This is a genomic window from Lysobacter sp. GQ73 (assembly GCF_059758755.1).
In genome coordinates, this window is sequence record NZ_JCAXEE010000002.1 from 484148 (window position 1) to 504058 (window position 19911).

Sequence of the window (19911 nt, forward strand, 5' to 3'; positions counted from 1 at the left end):
ACCGGTCAGTTCCGGAACCGCGCCTGATCGCGTTCTTACCCGCACCCCACGCGCGAAGCGACCGGCGCCCGTGGACACCCGGACGGCACCGGGCTTCGCGCACGAACGAGTGGCCTACTGACCTTGTTGCTCAGTCACCGCATTGCATGGGCTGTTCCGTTGCCGACCCCGCAGCACTGGGCTTGAACTGCCCATGGCGCGCGATGTGACTCCTGGCGTGCTGGCCCACCACCTGCTTCGCCTCGGACACTGGAATATCGTTGACCGCGTCCGCACACGGAATGCCGATCTCGGCATGAGCCCTCAACCGGTTCATGTTCTGCCCATTGAAAGCGGCCGTGTTTCCGCGGTACAGCGCCACCATCCGTTGCTCGAGCACGCCGGTGCTCATGCGGTTCGCGATGCCGGTTACCGAATCCCCAGGCACGGTGGAGTAGCGCGAGCAGCCATCGAGCGGCGCCTGTGCCTGCGGTCGGGCCTTGCACATTCCGCCGGCCGTCGAAGCGGTGCGGGCGGGCTCGGGGGCGGCCGCCGCGGAAGGCACCGTCGCCGCCGCCGCGACAGCGGCCGCCGGTAGCTTCGTCGCGGAGTCTCCATTTGCGGAGGTCTCGGCAGCCGAGCTTGCTACCGTCGCCGCGGCGGGTATTTCGGCCTGAGCCGGCGCCCACGGGGCAGCGGGCACCGCCGCTATTTGCGTCGTGCCGCCGAAGGTGAACCGCAAACCCGCCTGAACGGCGTGCGCCTGGTCGTCTTCGCCCAGATCTGCGCGGTACTCGACGAAGCCGGTGGCGCTGGGAGTGAACGCGTACGTCAGGCCCGCGCCCACATTGATGCGGTTGCGGTCCGGCGAGAACCCGGTGACCGCGAACCCAGGCACCTGGGCCGCGAGGAAATGGTTCTGCGTGCGCGGTGCGTCGTTGCTGAGATCGTGCAGGTAACGAATATCCAAAGTCGGGCGCAGACGCCCGGCCTTGCCGGTGAAACGCACCCCCGCGCCCACGGTGGTCGTGCGGTAGTCCTCGCCCTCGACGCGAAGATTCGCTTCGCCGGCGCCGGTTTCGATCACTTCATCCAGGCTCAGGCGGCTGTGGTAGATACCGACCAGGGGTTCGATGCTTGCGCCAGGCGTCTCGAAACGCCATCCCGCTTCCGCCATCGCATACCAACCGTCGGCATCGGCATCGGCCCGGGCCGTGCGGTTGAACACTCCGACATGCACCGGACGGGTGACATCGAAGCTGTGTTTCGTGTAGCCGGCCGCTCCCTGCACCCATGCGCCGCCATCGGGACGGGGTGCATAGCTGAAGTGAGCGCCGAGGTACCACTGGTCGCCGTCGACGCTGTCGCCGCGACGCGGCGCATCGAAGTCCGACTTGGCCATGCCGAGATGGCCGCCGGCGCGGAAACCATCGCCGATCGGTGCGTCCGCACCCACGGTCAGCCCCCAGAGATCGTTGTCGATATCGGCCAGGGTATCGTTGCCCTGGAACGCAGCATCGCCGCCGAAGGTCGATGCCCATGCGGTGAAACCGGCATCGGCGCGCTCGATCCGGCCCACGTCGAGTTGCTGGCCGACGCTGCGCTGCAAACGCTCGGCGCCGTAGCGCGAGGCGCTGAGCAACGAACCATAAGTTTCGCCGGTCAGCGTGTCGAACATCGGGACTGCCTGCTCCGCGGTCACGCCGCGCGCGGCGGCGACGAGTGCCTCGACCGCGGGACTGCCGCTGTCGGCCAGGTTCTGCAAGGCATCGGCAACCGACTGCTGATTGCCCGGCAACCCGGGGAACTCATTGAAGCGGTTGGCCTCCTCGAGACGCAGATACAGATCGTTGCCTTGCGCGAACAGGCTGGCAGACAGGAACGGCAACGCGGTCTGAGTGACCGAGGAGAAGCCGGTGCCGCCCAGGCTCTGCGCGTCGATGATGCGGTAATCGGTGATGTCGGCGTAGGCGCCCGCTTGCGGCAGCGCTACCAGCGTGCCGCCGTTGAGCGTGGCGGCGCCGGCCACGGTCAAGCTGTCGCTGGCACCGGCGCCGGTCTGCCGCAGGATCACGCTGGAGCCAGGGGCGCTGGCGAAACTCCCCACGCTCAGCACCGCACCGGCCGAGCCGGTCCCGGCCGCGGCACCGGTCGCGCCCGGAAGACCGCTGGGCGCCAGGGTCCCGCTCAGCGCCAGGTTGCCGCCGATCGCGCCATCGCCGACCAGGCTGCCGCCTGCGGCGACGGTGGCATTGCCTGCGAACGTCCCGTCGACCACGAGCGTGCCGCTGCCGGCGGTGTTGTCGCCGATGGATGCGGCGAGGAAGTTGGCCGTCGTTCCGCTCGCGACGACCAGGGTTCCCGGGCCGATCAGGCTCAGATTCTCGAAACCGGCGAAGGCATTGTTTGCCAGGGTGGCTTGGCCGCTTCCGGTCAGCGACAACTGATCGACGCCGCCCTGCCCGTCGACCAGGCCCGTCACCGCGCTCAGTCCCGCGAGCGTGCTGTTGAAAACGTCGCTTCCGCCACCGAGATTCACCGTGCCGGCCAGCGAGCCCGGTGTCGTCAGCGTCAACGTGTCGTTGAAGTCGCCGAAGTTCGCGGTAGTCGCAGCCGCACTGCTGATGCCCGCGGTCACGCCATCGACGACGGTCAGGGTGCCGCCGAGAATATCGAAATTGCCGGCGAAGCCGGACATCTCGCCGGTCAGCGTGACCGTCGACGCGCCATCCTTGACCAGCTCGCCGCTGCCGTTGACTGCGCCGCTGAGCACGAACGGGTTGGTGCCGGCGAGCGTCAGCGCTGCCGTAGATCCCAGGTCGATCGCGTTGCCCACGCTCAAATTCGCGACACCGGCCTGCAGCACCGCATCGCCGCCGACACGAAGCGTCCCGGAGCCCAGTGCAGTGTTGCTGCCGAGACTCAGACTGCCGCCGAGCAGATCGAATCCGCCGGCGAAGGTGTTGTTGCCGCTCAGCGCGACACCGGCCGGGCCGTCCAGGCTGATGCCGCCGCTGCCGCCGATATCGCCGGTAAGCGACAACGGCGCCGTGTTGGCGATAGAGAGATCGCCGTTCAACACGAACGTATTGCCCAGGCTGGCACCGCTCATCGAACCCAGGTTGGCATCGCCGGCCACGGTCACCACCCCGGTGCCCAGGGCCGTGTCGCGATTGGCGATGACCGTCGCCCCTGCGAGCAGATCGATATCGCCGCTATAGCCGCTGTTGTCGCCGCCCAGGCTGAGCGCGCCCGTGCCACCGATGGCCAGACTGCCGGCGCCGGTGAGTTGACCGTTGAGGCCAAGGCCGCCGCTGCCGCCGAAAGCGAGATCGGCGTTGATAGCGACGTCGTTGGCGAGCGAAACGTCGGTGGACGAACCGATGGCCGCCGCACCGTTGACCGCCAGCGCACCGGTGCCCAACGCCGTATTGCTGCCCAGCATCAGGGTGCCGCCGAGCAGTTCGACGCCACCGCCGAACGTGTTGTCGCCGCCGAGCGTCAACGCCGCCGGACCGTCGAAACTCAGGCCGCCGGCGCCGGCGATGCTCCCCGCCAGCGTCAGGTCGCTGGTGCCGCCGAACGCGAGCTCCGCGCCCGCGGCCAGGTTGATTGCGTTGCCGAGGCTGTAGGGCGCCGCTGTTTCCAGTACCGCACTGGCACCGACATCGAGCGAACCGGTACCCAACGCCGTGGCATTGCCGAGGCTCAGCGTCCCGCCGCCCAGGTCGACGCCACCACCAAAGCTGTTCGCGCCGTTGAGCGCGAGCGTGCCGGTGCCGCTGAAGTTCAGGCCGCCTGCGCCGCCGATCACACCCGACAGCGACAGGTCGTTCGCGCCGCCGATGCCCAGGGCCGTGCCCGCGCCGAGGTTGATCGCGTTGCCGAGGTTCAAGCCGGAGATGCCGGTCGCCAGGTTGCCGCCCAGGCCCGACACGTTCAGTGCGCCCGTACCCAAGGCACTGGCGTTGCCGAGGTTCAAGCTGCCGCCACCGCTGAGGCCGACGCCGCCAGCGAAGATGTTCGCGCCGTTGAGCGCAAGCGTGCCGGTGCCGCTGAAGTTGAGGCCGCCGGCACCATCGATGACGCCCGACAGCGACAGGTCGTTGGCGCCGGCGATGCCCAGCGCCGAGCCCGCGCCGAGATTGATCGCATTGCCGAGGTTCAAGCCGGAGAGGCCGGTCGCCAAGTTGCCGCCCAGGCCCGATACGTTCAGGGCGCCCGTGCCCAGCGCACCGGCGTTACCCAGGTTCAAGCTGCCGCCGCCACTGAGGCCGACGCCGCCGCCGAAGCTGTTCGCGCCGTTGAGGCTCAAGGTGCCGGTGCCGCCGAAGTTCAAACCGCCCGCGCCGCCGATGACGCCCGACAGCGACAGGTCGTTGGCGCCGCCGATGCCGAGCGTCGTGCCGGCGCCGAGGTCGATCGCGTTGCCGAGGTTCAGGCCGGAGACGCCTGCGCTCAGGTTGCCGCCCAGACCCGATACGTTCAACGCGCCGGTGCCGAGCGCGCCGGCATTGCCGAGACTCAGGCTACCGCCGCCGTTCAAACCGAAACCGCCGCCGAAGGTGTTCGCGCCGTTGAGGCTCAAGGTGCCGGTGCCGCCGAAGTTCAAACCGCCCGCGCCGCCGATGACGCCCGACAGCGACAGGTCGTTGGCGCCGCCGATGCCGAGCGCCGCGCCGGCGCCGAGGTCGATCGCATTACCGAGGTTCAGGCCGGAGACGCCGGCCGACAAACTGCCGCCCAAGCCCGATACGTTCAGCGCGCCGGCGCCCAAGGCACTGGCGTTGCCGAGGTTCAAGCTACCGCCGCCGTTCAAACCGAAACCGCCGCCGAAGGTATTGGCGCCGTTGAGCGCGAGTGTGCCGGTGCCGCTGAAGTTCAGGCCGCCTGCGCCAGCGATGACACCCGACAGCGACAAGTCGTTGGCGCCGCCGATGCTGAGCGCCGTGCCGGCGCCGAGGTCGATCGCGTTGCCGAGGTTCAGGCCGGAGACGCCTGCGCTCAGGTTGCCTCCCAGACCCGACACGTTCAGTGCGCCGGTGCCGAGCGCGCCGGCGTTGCCCAGATTCAAGCTGCCGCCGCCGCTCAAGCCGAAGCCGCCGCCGAAGCTGTTCGCACCGTTGAGGCTCAAGGTGCCGGTGCCGCTGAAGTTCAGGCCGCCTGCGCCACCGACGACACCCGACAGCGACAAGTCGTTGGCGCCGCCGATGCCGAGCGCCGTGCCGGCGCCGAGGTCGATCGCGTTGCCGAGGTTCAAGCCGGAGACGCCGGCGCTCAAGCTGCCGCCCAGGCCCGACACGTTCAACGCGCCGGTGCCGAGCGCGCCGGCGTTGCCGAGACTCAAGCTGCCGCCGCCGTTCAAACCGAAGCCGCCGCCGAAGTTGTTCGCGCCGTTGAGGCTCAAGGTGCCGGTGCCGCCGAAGTTCAAACCGCCCGCGCCGCCGATGACGCCCGACAGCGACAGGTCGTTGGCGCCGCCGATGCCGAGCGTCGCGCCGGCGCCGAGGTCGATCGCGTTGCCGAGGGTCAAGCCGGAAACGCCGGCGCTGAGGCTGCCGCCCAGGCCCGACACGTTCAGTGCGCCCGTGCCCAGCGCGCCGGCGTTGCCCAGGCTCAGGCTGCCGCCGCCGTTCAAACCGAAACCCCCGCCGAACGTATTCGCAGCGCTCAGGGTCAACGTGCCGGTGCCGCTGAAGTTCAGGCCGCCCGTGCCGCCGATGACGCCCGACAGGGCCAGGCTGTTGGTGCCGCCGATGTCGAGCGCCGCACCGGTGCCGAGATTGATCGCGTTGCCAAGATTCAAGCCCGCAAGGCCGGCGCTAAGGCCCGCGTTGCCCAATACATCCAACGAGCCGGTCCCCAGCGCCCCCGCATTGCCCACCACCAGGCCGCCTGCGTTGAGGTCGACGCCGCCGGTGAAGTTGTTGGCGCCCGAGAGCACCAGAGTACCGGTGTCGTTTTTCACCAGTCCGCCGCTACCGGAGATCTGTGCCGAGATCGTTCCGGTCAGTCCTGCATCGACGCGGATGATCGTGCTGGCGTTGTCGGTCGTGAGCACTCCGCCGATGCCGCCGGCGATCTCGTAGCCGTTGGAGGCGAACTGCAGCCCACCGAAATCCACCGGGCCGACGACGGTCACGACACCCGCCGTGCCTTGGAAGACGGCAAAGGCGCCGTTGACCCAGCCGCTGTTGGCGGTGCCGTTGGCGTTGGTCCAATTGGTCGTGGGCGCAGCGGACCATACGCCCGCGCCGCCATCGACACTGCCGTTGGGCAATAAATTAACCCCGTCCCAGAATTGCACGACGGCGCCAGCGTTGACGGCCAGGTTGATCTGGTTCGCCACGCCCGTCTGCACTTGGACGCTGTCGGGCGAGAACGGCCCCGGCAGCGTGCCGATGAGCAACCCCTGATCGTTCAGGGTGCCGCTGTAGCCGATCAACTGATAGACGCCCGGCCCGAACCCACCGATGTCGTTGACGTTGAGGGTACCGTCGAGGGTCAGATTGCCATTGACGATTACCCGATCGTTGACGCCGCCGGCGGTACCCAGGTCGTAATTGAGCGTCGCACCGCTGCCCAGGAACAACGACCCCATGGTGAGCGTCCCGGCCGTGCCGATACCGCCTGCGTTAAGCACGCCATCGATTGTCACGTCGCCCAGACTGCCGGTGCCGATAAGCGTGGCGCCCGCATTGATGGTGGTCGGAGAAAGCAGCGAACCGTTTACCGACAGCGTGCCGGACTGAATATTGGCGCCGCCACCGAAGGTATTCGCGCCATTGAGGCTCAGCATGCCGGTGCCGTTGAAATTCAAACCGCCCGCGCCGTCGATGACGCCCGACAGCGACAGATCGTTGGCGCCGCCGATGCCCAAGGTCGTACCGGCGCCGAGGTTGATCGCGTTGCCGAGGTTCAAGCCGGAAATGCCGGCCGACAGATTGCCGCCCAGGCCCGACACGTTCAGCGCGCCCGTGCCCAGCGCGCCGGCGTTGCCGAGGTTCAAGCTACCACCGCCGTTCAAATCGAAGCCGCCGCCGAAACTGTTCGCGCCGTTGAGGCTCAAGGTGCCGGTGCCGCCGAAGTTCAGGCCGCCCGCGCCGTCGATGACGCCCGACAGCGACAGGTCGTTCGCGCCGCCGATGCCCAGCGATGCGCCGGCGCCGAGGTTGATCGCGTTGCCGAGGTTCAGGCCGGAGATGCCGGCCGACAGATTGCCGCCCAAGCCCGACACGCTTAGCGCGCCGGTGCCCAAGGCACTGGCGTTGCCGAGGTTCAAGCTGCCGCCACCGCTGAGGCCGACGCCGCCGCCGAACGTATTCGCACCGTTGAGCGCAAGCGTGCCGGTGCCGTTGAAGTTCAAACCGCCCGCACCGTCGATGACGCCCGACAGCGACAGGTCGTTCGCGCCGCCGATGCCCAGGGCCGTGCCCGCGCCGAGGTTGATCGCGTTGCCGAGGTTCAAGCCGGAGATGCCGGTCGCCAGGTTGCCGCCCAGGCCCGACACGTTCAGTGCGCCCGTACCCAAGGCACTGGCGTTGCCGAGGTTCAAGCTGCCGCCACCGCTGAGGCCGACGCCGCCGCCGAACGTATTCGCGCCATTGAGCGCAAGCGTGCCGGTGCCGTTGAAGTTCAAACCGCCCGCACCGTCGATGACGCCCGACAGCGACAGATCGTTCGCGCCGCCGATGCCCAGCGCCGCGCCCGCGCCGAGGTTGATCGCGTTGCCGAGGTTCAGGCCGGAGATGCCGGCCGACAGATTGCCGCCCAGGCCCGACACGCTCAGTTCGCCCGTACCCAAGGCACTGGCGTTGCCGAGACTCAAGCTGCCGCCGCCGCTCAAGCCGAAACCGCCACCGAAAGTATTTGCGCCGTTGAGGCTCAAGGTGCCGGTGCCGCCGAAGTTCAGCCCGCCGGCGCCGTCGATGACGCCCGACAGCGACAGGTCGTTCGCGCCGCCGATGCCCAGCGCCGTGCCGGCGCCGAGGTTGATCGCGTTGCCGAGGTTCAGGCCGGAGATGCCGGCCGACAGATTGCCGCCCAGGCCCGACACGTTCAGCGCGCCGGTGCCGAGCGCGCCGGCATTGCCGAGACTCAAGCTACCGCCGCCGTTCAAACCGAAACCGCCGCCGAAGGTGTTCGCGCCGTTAAGGCTCAAGGTGCCGGTGCCGCCGAAGCTCAGCCCGCCGGCGCCGTCGATGACGCCCGACAGCGACAGGTCGTTGGCGCCGCCGATGCCGAGCGCCGTGCCGGCGCCGAGGTCGATCGCATTACCGAGGTTCAGGCCGGAGACGCCGGCCGACAAACTGCCGCCCAAGCCCGATACGTTCAGCGCGCCGGTGCCGAGCGCGCCGGCGTTGCCCAGGTTCAAGCTGCCGCCGCCGCTCAAGCCGAAACCGCCGCCGAAACTGTTCGCGCCGTTGAGGGTCAAGGTGCCGGTGCCGTTGAAGTTCAAACCGCCCGCGCCGCCGATGACGCCCGACAGCGACAGGTCGTTGGCGCCGCCGATGCCGAGCGCCGCGCCGGCGCCGAGGTCGATCGCATTACCAAGGTTCAGGCCGGAGACGCCGGCCGACAAACTGCCGCCCAAGCCCGACACGTTCAGCGCGCCGGTGCCCAAAGCACCGGCGTTGCCGAGGTTCAAGCTACCGCCGCCGTTCAAACCGAAACCGCCGCCGAACGTATTCGCGCCGTTGAGCGCAAGCGTGCCGGTGCCGTTGAAGTTCAAACCGCCCGCGCCGCCGATGACGCCCGACAGCGACAGGTCGTTGGCGCCACCGATGCCCAGCGCCGTGCCCGCGCCGAGGTCGATCGCGTTGCCGAGGTTCAGGCCGGAGATGCCGGCCGACAGATTGCCGCCCAAGCCCGACACGTTTAGCGCGCCGGTGCCCAGCGCGCCGGCGTTGCCGAGACTCAAGCTACCGCCGCCGTTCAAACCGAAGCCGCCGCCGAAGCTGTTCGCACCGTTGAGGCTCAAGGTGCCGGTGCCGCCGAAGTTCAAACCGCCCGCGCCGCCGATGACGCCCGACAGCGACAGGTCGTTGGCGCCGCCGATGTCGAGCGTCGCACCGGCGCCGAGGTCGATCGCGTTGCCGAGGTTCAGGCCGGACAGGCTAGCCGACAGACTGCCGCCCAGGCCCGACACGTTCAGTGCGCCGGTGCCCAGCGCGCCGGCGTTGCCCAGGCTCAGGCTGCCGCCGCCGCTGAGGCCGAAGCCGCCACCGAAAGTATTCGCGCCGTTGAGGCTCAAGGTGCCGGTGCCGCCGAAGTTCAGGCCGCCCGCGCCGCCGATGACGCCCGACAGCGACAGGTCGTTGGCGCCGCCGATGCCGAGCGTCGCACCGCCACCGAGGTCGATCGCGTTGCCGAGGTTCAAGCCGGAAAGGCCGGCGCTCAGGCTGCCGCCCAGGCCCGACACGTTCAGTGCGCCGGCGCCCAGCGCGCTGGCGTTGCCGAGGCTCAGACCGCCGCCGCCGCTCAGGCCGAAACCGCCGCCGAAGGTATTGGCGCCGTCGAGCGTCAGCGTGCCGGTGCCGCTGAAGTTCAAACCGCCTGCGCCATCGATCACGCCCGACAGGGCCAGGCCATTGGTGCCGCCGATGTCCAGCGCCACACCGCCGCCGAGGTTGATCGCGTTGCCGATATCGAGCCCACCGACGTTCGCTCCCAGCCCGGCGTTGCCGGTGACGCTGAGTGCGCCGGTACCCAGCGCCGCTGCGTTCCCCAGGAACAGGCCGCCGGCCGACAGATTCACCCCGCCATTGAACGTATTGGCGCCGTTGAGGCTCAAGGTGCCGGCGCCCAGCTTGAGAAGACCGCCGGCGCCGCCGATCGTGCCGTCGAAACTGCCGTTGAGCCCCAACCCGCCCACGGACAGAAGATTGCCTCCCAGGCCGATGCTGCCGCTGCCGCTCAGATTGCCGAACGTGGCGTCGAAGCCATTGAGATTCAGTGCGCCCGAGGCGCCGAGGTTCACGGCGCTGCCGCCGAACAGGCCCGCGGTGGCCGCATCGCCGAACTGCAGCGTTCCGAAGTCGACCGAAACGCCGGTACCGGTGCCCAGCAACCCGCCACCCGAGAGCGTCAGCAGGCCGTTGTTGGCGGCCGTGCCGAAGTGGAGGGTAGCGCCCGTGCCCAGATCGAGGCCGCCGCCCCATCCGGCACTCAATCCGCTGCCGACCGACAGCGTGCCGCTCGCCCCGGCCCCAAGATCGAGCGCATTGCCGAACGTCCCGTTGAGCCCGAGTATCAGCTCGCCGCCGCCGAGGCTCACGGCTCCGGTGCCGAAGGCGGACAGATGATCGGCGCGCACGCGGCCGCCGCTGAGCGAGAAGCCACCGGTGAAGGTATTGGCGCCGCTCAACGTCAACAGGCTGGGGCCGGCATAGCTGAGGCTGCCGTCGCCAGCGACGACCCCACTCATGCTCCAGTCGAAATCGCCTCCCAGGGCCAGGTTGGCCCCGGGCGCGAGATTGATCGCGTTGGCGAAATTGAAGCCGGCGAAGCCGGGGCCGAACGCTGCATCGCCGTCGACGTTGAACAGCCCGGTACCGAGCGCGTTCGCGTTGCCCAACTGCAGCGTCCCGCTGGCGAGGCTGAAGCTGCCGCCCCACAGCGAATTGTTTCCGCTCAGGCTGAGCACCCCGGTTCCGTTCATGGTCAGGCCGCCGGCGCCGCTGAGATTGCCTGCCAGGCCCAGATTGTTCGCGCCGCCGACGGTCAGGTCGGCATTGAGCGCGATCGCATTCGCCAGCGTCACCGCGGCGCTCGATTCGAGTGTGGCCGCGCCATTGATCGACAAGGCGCCGGTACCGAGCGCCAGGCTGTTGCCGACGCTCAAGGTACCGCCGCCCAGCGTCAGTCCGCCGGCGAACGTGTTGGCGCCCGACAGCGACAGCAGGCCCGTGCCGTTCCAGTTCAGGCCGCCGGTGCCGCCGATCACGCCGCTGAAGTTCGAGTCGAGTCCGGTCGCTCCCAGCGACAGGAACCCGCTGCCGAGCGAAAGATTGCCCGAGCCGGTTAAACGGCCCAGCGTGGCGTTCACTCCGTTGAGATTGAACGTGCCCGCGCCGCCGACGTTCAGCCCGGCGTTCGCCAGCAGTCCGCCGTTGAATCCTGCGCCCAGACCCAGCGTTCCGAAATCCGCCGACAGCGCCGCGCCGGGACCGATCGACGAGCCAGCGCCCCAATTGAGCAGCAGTCCGCCGGTCGCGCCGGTCGCGCCGAAGCCCAGGGTGGAGCCGGCGCCCAGATTGACGTTACCGCCGAGCGTAGCGTTGAAGCCGGTGCCCGCCGAGATCGTGGCGCCCAGTCCGCCGCCGAGATTGATGGCATTGCCGAACACGCCGTTGGCGCCCAATCGCAGTGAACTACCGCCGCCCAAGCCGATCGCGCCGGTGCCGAAGGCCGAGGTGTTGCCGGCGAAAACGGTGCCGCTGTTGACCGCAAGACCGCCAGCGAAGGTATTCGCGCCCGACAACGACAACAGGCCCGTGCCATTCCAGTTCAAGCCGCCCGCACCGCCGATCGCGCCGCTGAAGGTCGAGTCCAGGCCGGTGGCCCCCAGCGACAGGAAGCCGCTGCCCAAAGAGAGGTTGCCGGTTCCGCTCAAACGCCCCAGCGTCAGGTTTACGCCATTGAGGTTGAACGCGCCGGTGCCGCCTACATTGAGCTCGGCGCCGCTCAGCAGGCCGCCGTCGAAGCCGGCGCCCAGGCCCAGCGTTCCGAAATCCGCCGACAGCCGGGCTCCCGGGGCGATGGACGATCCGGCGCCCCAGTTGAGCAGCAATCCGCCGGTCGCACCCGAGCGCCCGAACGCCAAGGTCGAACCGGCGCCGAGATTGACGTTGCCTGCGAGCGTCGCATTGAAGCCGGTCGCGGCCGAAACCGTCGCGCCCGACCCGGCGCCGACGTTGATCGCGTTGGCGAAGCCGCCGTTCGCGCCGAGCGTCAGCGATGTCCCATTGCCCAGGCCGATCGCGCCGGTACCGAACGCCGCGGTGTTGCCGCCGAAGACACTGCCCGCATTGACGGTGAGGCCGCCGCCGAAAGTATTGGCCCCCGACAGCGACAACAGGCCTGTGCCGTTCCAGTCCAGGCCTCCCGCGCCGCCGATGGCGCCGCCGAAGGTCGAGTTCAATCCGGTGGCGCCCAGCGCCAGGCGGCTGGTGCCGAGATTGACCGAGCCCGCGCCGCTCAGCGACCCGAGCGTCATCGAGCCGGCGGTCAGGCCGGTCATGTCGAGACTGCCGCCGGCATTGAGCGTGAGGCGTGCGTTGCCGCCCGTACTCGTACCGAGGAAGCGCGCCGTGCCGCCGCTGTTGACGCCTATGGTGGCGTCGCCGGCACTGCCCGAACCGTTGAAGTCGAGGTTCCCGCCGATAGTGAGAGTGGCGCTGCCGGCCGTGCTCGAACCTATGAACGCGGCGGTGCCGCCGGTGGCGACACTGATCGCCGCCGAACCCGCGGTGGCCGTGCCGCCGAAACCCAGATCGCCGTTGGCGCCTACATTGATCTGCGCGTTGGCGGCCGTGGTGCCGGCGCCATTGAAATTGAGCGCCCCCGCCCCCGTTACCCCGACATTGAACACCGGCTGGAACAACGAGTTGTTCTCGATGCCCGTGCCGGTCAGATTCAGGGTCGCGCCGGAAGCGGTGCCGAGGTTGAAGGTGTACTGCGGTGCGAGTGCGCCGAACCGCACCGTCCCGATCGAACTGTTCGTACCGTCACCGAACGACACCACAGGGACGAACGAGGTGTTGAAAGTCGCCGTGCCCGTCGGCACCGAGCCCGAACTCCAACTACCGCCGTTCGTCCAGGACCCGCCGCCCGCACCCGTCCAGGTTGCATCCTGCGCAGCCGCGACGGCGGGTTGTATCAGCTGCAGGACGATCAGGAACTGCAGCCCGATCTTGATGCTCTTGCTGAGAGGATGCAGGGGTGCGGATTTGCGCCGTTCGTGTCCCCACTTCTTGCTGAACCGATTTGCCCAGAAACGGTTCATGGCGTTCTTCCGCATGGTCTTCTCCTTACGTCGGCGTACGGATGCGACGGATACAGAATCCCCAGCCCATTCATGAACCGCATGAATAGCGACATAGGACCCTTAGAGCGATGCGTGACTTTCGTCCCAGTGGCTAGCGATACCGCAGGACGGAGGCCTGCGGCCGCGATACATGAACGCGGAATCCGTGAGCCTTTGCGCACCTATTTGCTGGAAAGTTGTGAATACTTGCAATGTGCGCAAACAATCACACTTGCAAGATGAACGCGGGAAACGCGCTGTAGTTCTGCTTGGTGCCAAGGATGGTGAGCAAGTTCGCACAGCTTGTCGTGCGACTTGATAACTGGTTAGGGGAACCGGACAAAGCCACCATCGGGAGCAACGGAGTACGCCGAATGCAGTATATGGAAGACCGGATACGCCGAGCCAGGACGCTGTCTAACCTGTCCCAGCAAGAGTTGGCGAGCAAGATAGGGGTGCAACGTAGTGCGGTAGCGCAGTGGGAAAAGAAGGGAGGCAGCCTTCCTTCGATGAATCACCTGATAGAAATCGCCCTGGCGACCGGGGTGACGCTTGAATGGGTCGGTACCGGCCGCGGGCCGATGAAGCCGGAAGGCGATGCGTGGGTTTCGGCCGTCCGCAGCCACGATTACGCCCAGGACGATACCGAATATCAATGTCTGCAGGACCTAAGGCGTCTGCCGCATCGGATCCGGGAAAATGTAGCCGGGATCATTGCGCTTCTCGCGAAGAACTACTCCTAGGCGAGACCGCGACTCAGTCGTCGAGCTCCGCAGACGGCCGCGCTGAGCGCTCGCATCGCTTGTCCGTCGCTATGAGGGATCAGCGCGGCGCACGATGGCGATGACGAAGGCAGACGGACAGCGAGGCGCGCCTCGTACGCCCCGAGTGAGGCATCGCTGTGCCGGTGCGGGCGTGAGTACCGCCTAGGCGTGCGCGAACGCATGCCGTATCGGCGCCGACGACTTCCGGTCGATCCCTGAAGGCCTGTCGCTTGGGGACGCCTGCGGCCCTGCCGATAACTGCATGCTCGATGCCGCCGATCCGTACTGCGCGGCTTCCAATCTTCATGCTACCGCGGGCCAACACGTTGGCGGTGCCGCAGAATCCAATCGTGCGCGCTTGCTACGACAGATCCAGATGCGACTTGATGGCGTCCAGATCAAGCTGGATCTTGCGCAGGCGACTGACCACGCTCCCCATGACGAAAGCCAGCGCGACCAATACGGCAGTTATTACCCACTGCTCCATGACTTAGCCCCTCTCGAATGCAGTTGCTGCGTGGAATGGCTTGCAAGGCGAACCGGCAGTCTGCCAACGCCCGACGGTATTCTCAATCCCGCGCCAGAGCATGGACGCTGCGATCTCCCATCCTCGAGTCCAGGTCACGCGCACGCGCGTCTGGCCCTGTTTTCGCGCGACAAAGGGCCGGCACCGGCCGGCCATGGTGCGCATCGACCGGCTCGCCGGCTCGGCGATGGCTGCCTGGCGCCGGCTTTGACGGCCGGCAATTACCAGACCAGGGCGCTTCGACGCCGTGCTGCCCCGGCAGCAGTGGTTGCCGGCCGAGACTTGAGGTCGTGGAAAGATTGTCGAGCGCTTCACCGCGCCGTCTTGGGTCGCCGAGGTTACTGCGCCTGTTCGAAATGCCCCGGATGCAACCCATGCGTCGCGCCGTACGATCCGAGCTGCGTTAAAGTCCCCTGCGAACGCGAGCGGCAGGGTCGCGATCGCGCAGACAATGAGGAGACGGCATGAGCCCCAAGCCCACCGGCCACCTTCGTGGCAACGACCTGGTCATCACGCGCAGGTTCCACGCCCCCATCGACGACATCTGGGCGAGCGTAACCGAGCCCGAAAAAACCGCGCGCTGGTTCGGCGCCTGGGAAGGCGATGCCGGCCCTGGCAAGGTGGTACGGCTGCAACTGGCCCATGAGAAAGGCCAGCCATGGACCGACCTCAAGATCGAAGAATGCCAAGGCCCAGGCCGCCTGGTCGTCACCATGAAGGACGACCATGGCGATTGGCGCATCGAGCTGACCTTGACGCAAATGGACGACACGACGGAGCTGCGCTTCGTACAACCGCTAAGCGACAGGACCTTGGCCGGCGACGTGGGACCAGGCTGGGAGTACTACCTCGATATGTTGGTTGCCGCACGCGAAGGCAAGCCGCTGCCGTCGTTCGACGACTACTATCCGGCGCAAAAGGCTTACTACCTGGAAGGCGTGTAGACGGCAGCTGCGCTGAGAGAGTGCTTGGCGCGACGGCTCGACGCCAAGAATCGGCGCAACAGCTTGAATGGTTTCGCCGGACGCCATTCGAGTTGCGTGATGCGCAATCCCATGCTGGTCCAGGATGAGATCCGATCGGGGCCAGACACTAGTTCAAACGGGACTGGTCATGAGTAACGCCGCGCTCGCGACGCGAGCACGGCGTCTTCGGTCATGCCGTACGCAGGTTCATCCGAAGGCAAGCCGAACTTGCGTGCGCGTGCTCAGGAGTAGCAAGGCCCGCCGCCGATCGGGCAAGACTTGACGAAAACCCACCTGTTACTGTTGCAGACGTAATAATTCCGCCGCCCATTCTGCACGATCGTCGTCGTAGCGCCGTTCGGACTGCAGAACTGTCCGGCCACCTGCGCGCTAGCGGTGCCGCCAGCGCCGATCATCAAGCCGACACCGAACACCGCGGCCGCCACCTTCTTCATCATCGTCGAATTCATCACTTACTCCATGTGCCTAACAATGGCGCTGGGAATGATTCGCGGGCATCAGCGGGGTATTCATCATGAAACCAATCCGCTTATGGCAGCACGGGCAGCCAGCGCTTCTATCCGTCGTCGGGTGTCGTTCGCGCACCGAATGCGATCAGTAAAGCTCGAACCTGCCACCTGACCCATTATTCATAGCCTATTTCCCGACCACTGTCAGACGCGCGCGTGCATGGATCAAAACGAAAACGTGATGCGCATTGGAACTCTCCATCCGTGAACAGGCCGCTCCGATGTCTCTCGCAATCGCTTTCGCGCCAATCACTGTCAGATAAGCCCGGCCAAGGCATCACATCCATCGCCGACCTGTATCTGTTCAGTGGCTTCAGGCCGAGCGCTCTACCTGACCCCTGCAGAAACTAAAAGAATCACGGCCGACCGACCGTTCTGTCAGAGCCTGGAGTTCGATTTGCAGCGTCCGTGCGTCTGCGACGCCCGCGTTGGTGGTAGCGGGAAACGCAGTGGAGGAGCGTGCCTGCCGGGCAACAGGACGCCGCCGACGACGACCCGCGCGGAAACTCTCCCATTCGTCCGCCTCCCCGCCTCCGATCAAGAGGACTACGGGTCCGCAGCGCGCGCACGAATCCGGCTTGCGGGGGCCCGAAGTCGGCGGGAATAACGGCAGATGCAGGTCGGCATACGGCCGAACGTCGATCACATCGATCGCCGGCGGCGTAAGATCTGGATCGCCATGCCGCGCGATGCTCGCCTCACAACGGCACGCTACGGCGGCCGGCGAAATCTTCGCTCCGACCATGCGCGGCAAGCTCAGCGCAACACGACCTGCGGCTTGAGCGTACGCCGTAAAAACCCGAGCGTCGCCGCCCAGGTCTGGGCTTGCGCTTTAGCGTTCTCCGACGCCGATCCGCCGAAGGTCGCCATTCCCGGCTGCCACCCGGTGCCCGCCAAACCGTGGCCGGCGTTGCGGAAAATCAGCGCCGTCGTCGCGAGTCCCGCAGCGGCGCGCGTTTCGGCGATGTTTTGCACCGCCATGCCCGAGGCCCACACGCCGTCGGCCATGCCGCCGGCAACCAGTAACGGCCCGGTATAGCGTTCCACCGGAATTCGCGCAGCCGCGGCTTTGCCCGGGTACGCCCAGCGCCCGGCATCGGAGGTGCCGCGCAGGTCGAACATCATATCCTTCGCTCCCCGGACCATGTCGGCGTGGAAGCCGACGTAGGGCGTGAACGCGAGCGACTTACCGCGAAAGGAAAACGACGAGTGCGCCGCGCCGTCGGTTTCGTCGCCGTGTCCCCAGCCGCCGCGCACCACATCGCTGGGCACGATCGCCACCACCGCCTTGAGCCAGGGGTAATGCGTCGCCGCGATCAGCGAAAATTCCGCGCCCTTGGAGATTCCGTACAAACCGATCCGCTCCGCGTCGACCTCCGGACGCGCCTTCAGCCACGCCCAGACGCCTTCCAACCGGTCCACCGGGATGTCGATGAACCGCGACGGCAACTGCGGGATCTGCGCGCGCGCCTGCCCCGGGAACACCGGCGAGTAATAGGGCAAGCCGAGCACCACGAACCCTTCCGAGGCCAACCGCGGCGCGAACTGGCGCGCGGTGTAGTCCCCGCCCTCACCTCCGCCGAGCACGATCAAGGTCGGATACCGTCCCGGCCCCGGCGGACGCGCGAGCACCGCGCCGGGAAACGCATCGACTTCTTCCATCGCCACCTCCGGTTTGCGATGGATCTGCACGACCGTGGTCGTCGCCACCGCACGCCCCTGCACGAAGGCGGTGAAGCGGAACTCGTGCGCCTTGCGACCGCCGCCATACGCAAAGATCGGCCCCATCGACCAGAACAAACCGCTGGCATCGGCCTCGCTATAGCTGCCCGACAACGGAATGCTGCTGCCGATTTCCACGCGCCCGGCCGCGTCGACACGGTACTGCGCGCGCGAGCGCTGCACCGTGGGGGCGGGCCAGTCCAGCGAGCGCTCGCCCTGCACCTCGACCACCGAACCGGGCGACAGCCCGGTCAGGGTCAACGCGACCGGCTCGCCGTCCAACACCCGCTGTTCCGGGCCTTGCATGAACTGTTGTGCACAGGCCGGCACCGCGAGAGCGAGGGCGCATGCGAGGAATGCGCGAGCCAGCGTGTGGGAGGCATCGATGGGCGAAAGCATGGGATCGGTCCTTCGGTGAAGTCCCGGCGACCCTAGCGGGGAGCAGCTCGCGCCGTGCGATCGGATCGGCGAACGCGCCCGATCGCGGCGCCAACGGGCCGGGGGGCCGGCGAACGGCGCGGGCTCAGGCGATCGCCGCGCGCAACCGCTGCGAACTCTCGCGGCTGGCGACGACCTCGCTGCCGTCGGCCATGACGATCGCGAAGCGGCGCGCATCGTGCGCAAACAGCCGCACGACCCGATCGAGATTGACGATGTGCGAGCGGCCGACGCGTACGAACTTCTCGGGGTCCAAACGGACCTCCAGCGCCGACAGCGGTGTCGAACACCAGTACGGCCCTCCCGGCGCATGCAGCAGGACGTGATCGTCCTGCGCCTCCAGCCGGCTCACCTCGGCCACGCGCACCGGAACGATGCCGTCGCGGTGGCGCACGAACAGGCGCTGCAACGGGGCCGGCGCGGCGATCGGCTCCATCCGCGCGGTCAACCGATCGATCGCCGCGGAAAACCGCGCGTGCCCGAACGGCTTGAGCAGATAGTCGAACGCGCCGAGATCGAACGCCCGCGCGGCATGGGTCGGGTCGGCGGTAGTGAATATCACCGCCGGCAGATGCCGCGCCAGGGTCAACGCTTCGATCCCGCTCATGCCCGGCATCTGGATGTCCAGGAGCACCAGCGTCGGTTGCAGGCGGTCGATGTGCTCGAGCGCCTCGTCGCCCGACGCCGCCAGGCCGATCAACTCCAGGCGCGCATCGTTTTCGACCAGTTCGACCAGCGCTTCCCGCGCCAAGCGCTCGTCCTCGCATATCAACGTGCGCAGCGGCACCTGGCTCATGGCGCGACGCTCCGCAGCAGCGGCAGCTCGATCCGCGCGCTGAAGCCCGACACACGCGCATCGGCCCGCAGGCTCGCCTCGCGGCCGTAGCGCTCGCGCAGGCGCCGCCCGATCAACGACAAACCCACGCCGGTCGAGGCCGCCGTGGGCGCGCCGCCGCTGCCGTCGTCTTCGACGCTCAGCTGCAGGCGGTCGCCGTCGACGCGCGCGCGGATCGTCACCGTGCCACCGGCGATCGACGGCGCGATCGCATGCTTGATCGCATTTTCGACCAATGGCTGCAAGGTGAACGCAGGAACGATCGCGTCTCGCGCGTCGTCCGCGATCACTGCATCGACCCGCAGCCGTTCGCCCAGACGCAGACTTTCCAGTTCGAGATACGTCAGCACGAACCCCCACTCCTGCGACAACCGCACGTCGTCGTACGCGCCGGTCTTGGCTGCGAGCGCGTAACGCAACAGATCGCCCAACTGCTCCACGGCGGCCTGGGCGGCGGCCGGATCGCGGCGCACCAGCGCATGCACCGAGTGCAAGGTGTTGAACATGAAATGCGGATTGAGCTGCGCGCGCAACATGGCCAACTCGGCCTCGCTGCGCAGCCTCTCGGCGCGATCGGCGCGCGAGGCCTGCTCGCGCGAGCGCTGATCTCCGCGATAGGCATAAGCCAGCCCGGCAATCACCAGATACACCGCGATACCCTGGATCACCTGCCAGCGATTCGGGCCCGAGCCCAAGGTCAAGGTCGCGTATCGCGCGACCTCGCCTCCGCGCAGTTGAACCACCGCCGCCATCGCCGCCATCCACATCGAGGAGTACGAGAAAGCAAACAACCCCTGCATCGCCACGAATCCCACCGGCGACGGCCGCATCCACGCGATCCGCCGCGTCGTCGCGACGACCGCCAACCCCAACAAAGCCCCCGGCACGACATTGGTCGCCGCATCCGCGAGGTATCCGGCCAGGGACGCGCCGGGGTAACGGGGAAACGCCGACAAGTACGCCAAGCCCAACAACGACCACGCGCCGACATACGCCCAGCCGACGCGACGCAACGGCGCGCGGTCCGACATGGGCGACTCCGGCAGCGGCGTCTGATCGATCGGAAAGTCGTGGGCGGGCGTCATCGCAGGGGGGGCTCGCAGGAGCGGGAACGCCTGCAACCTA

8 protein-coding genes are annotated in these 19911 nt (G+C 67.7%); 2 read left to right on the forward strand and 6 right to left on the reverse strand.

The window, feature by feature from the left end; all coding sequences use genetic code 11:
- Positions 1–130 precede the first annotated feature (130 nt).
- The gene (locus tag AC6CH2_RS07055; RefSeq protein WP_498268600.1) at positions 131–13000 is read right to left on the reverse strand and encodes an autotransporter-associated beta strand repeat-containing protein; all 12870 of its coding nucleotides are present in this window, start codon (positions 12998–13000) and stop codon (positions 131–133) included.
- A gap of 380 nt (positions 13001–13380) precedes the next feature.
- Between AC6CH2_RS07055 and AC6CH2_RS07060 the strand changes: the two genes are divergently transcribed.
- A complete protein-coding gene (locus tag AC6CH2_RS07060; RefSeq protein WP_498268601.1) occupies positions 13381–13749 on the forward strand; it encodes a helix-turn-helix transcriptional regulator in 369 nt (122 codons plus the stop codon).
- 382 nt (positions 13750–14131) lie between these two features.
- On the opposite strand, the gene AC6CH2_RS07065 is transcribed toward AC6CH2_RS07060, so the two are convergent.
- Positions 14132–14257 (reverse strand): hypothetical protein, encoded by a 126-nt coding sequence (locus AC6CH2_RS07065; RefSeq protein WP_498268602.1) that lies wholly within the window; start codon positions 14255–14257, stop codon positions 14132–14134.
- Positions 14258–14760: 503 nt separating this feature from the next.
- Here AC6CH2_RS07065 and AC6CH2_RS07070 point away from each other — a divergent pair.
- Positions 14761–15240 (forward strand): SRPBCC family protein, encoded by a 480-nt coding sequence (locus tag AC6CH2_RS07070; RefSeq protein ID WP_498268603.1) that lies wholly within the window; start codon positions 14761–14763, stop codon positions 15238–15240.
- A 263-nt stretch (positions 15241–15503) separates the two neighbouring features.
- On the opposite strand, the gene AC6CH2_RS07075 is transcribed toward AC6CH2_RS07070, so the two are convergent.
- The 4 genes from AC6CH2_RS07075 to AC6CH2_RS07090 all read right to left on the reverse strand — a co-directional run bounded on the left by AC6CH2_RS07075 (position 15504) and on the right by AC6CH2_RS07090 (position 19907).
- Positions 15504–15731, reverse strand: a complete 228-nt coding sequence (locus AC6CH2_RS07075) for a hypothetical protein (RefSeq protein ID WP_498268604.1) — start codon at positions 15729–15731, stop codon at positions 15504–15506.
- An 816-nt stretch (positions 15732–16547) separates the two neighbouring features.
- On the reverse strand, positions 16548–17912 hold the full coding sequence (locus AC6CH2_RS07080) for an acyl-CoA thioester hydrolase/BAAT C-terminal domain-containing protein (RefSeq protein ID WP_498268605.1): 1365 nt from the start codon (positions 17910–17912) through the stop codon (positions 16548–16550).
- 124 nt (positions 17913–18036) lie between these two features.
- The gene (locus AC6CH2_RS07085; RefSeq protein ID WP_498268606.1) at positions 18037–18747 is read right to left on the reverse strand and encodes a LytR/AlgR family response regulator transcription factor; all 711 of its coding nucleotides are present in this window, start codon (positions 18745–18747) and stop codon (positions 18037–18039) included.
- Positions 18744–19907, reverse strand: coding sequence for a sensor histidine kinase (locus tag AC6CH2_RS07090; RefSeq protein WP_498268607.1), 1164 nt, complete (start codon positions 19905–19907; stop codon positions 18744–18746). Before AC6CH2_RS07090 ends, AC6CH2_RS07085 begins: the two co-directional genes overlap by 4 nt.
- Positions 19908–19911 lie beyond the last annotated feature (4 nt).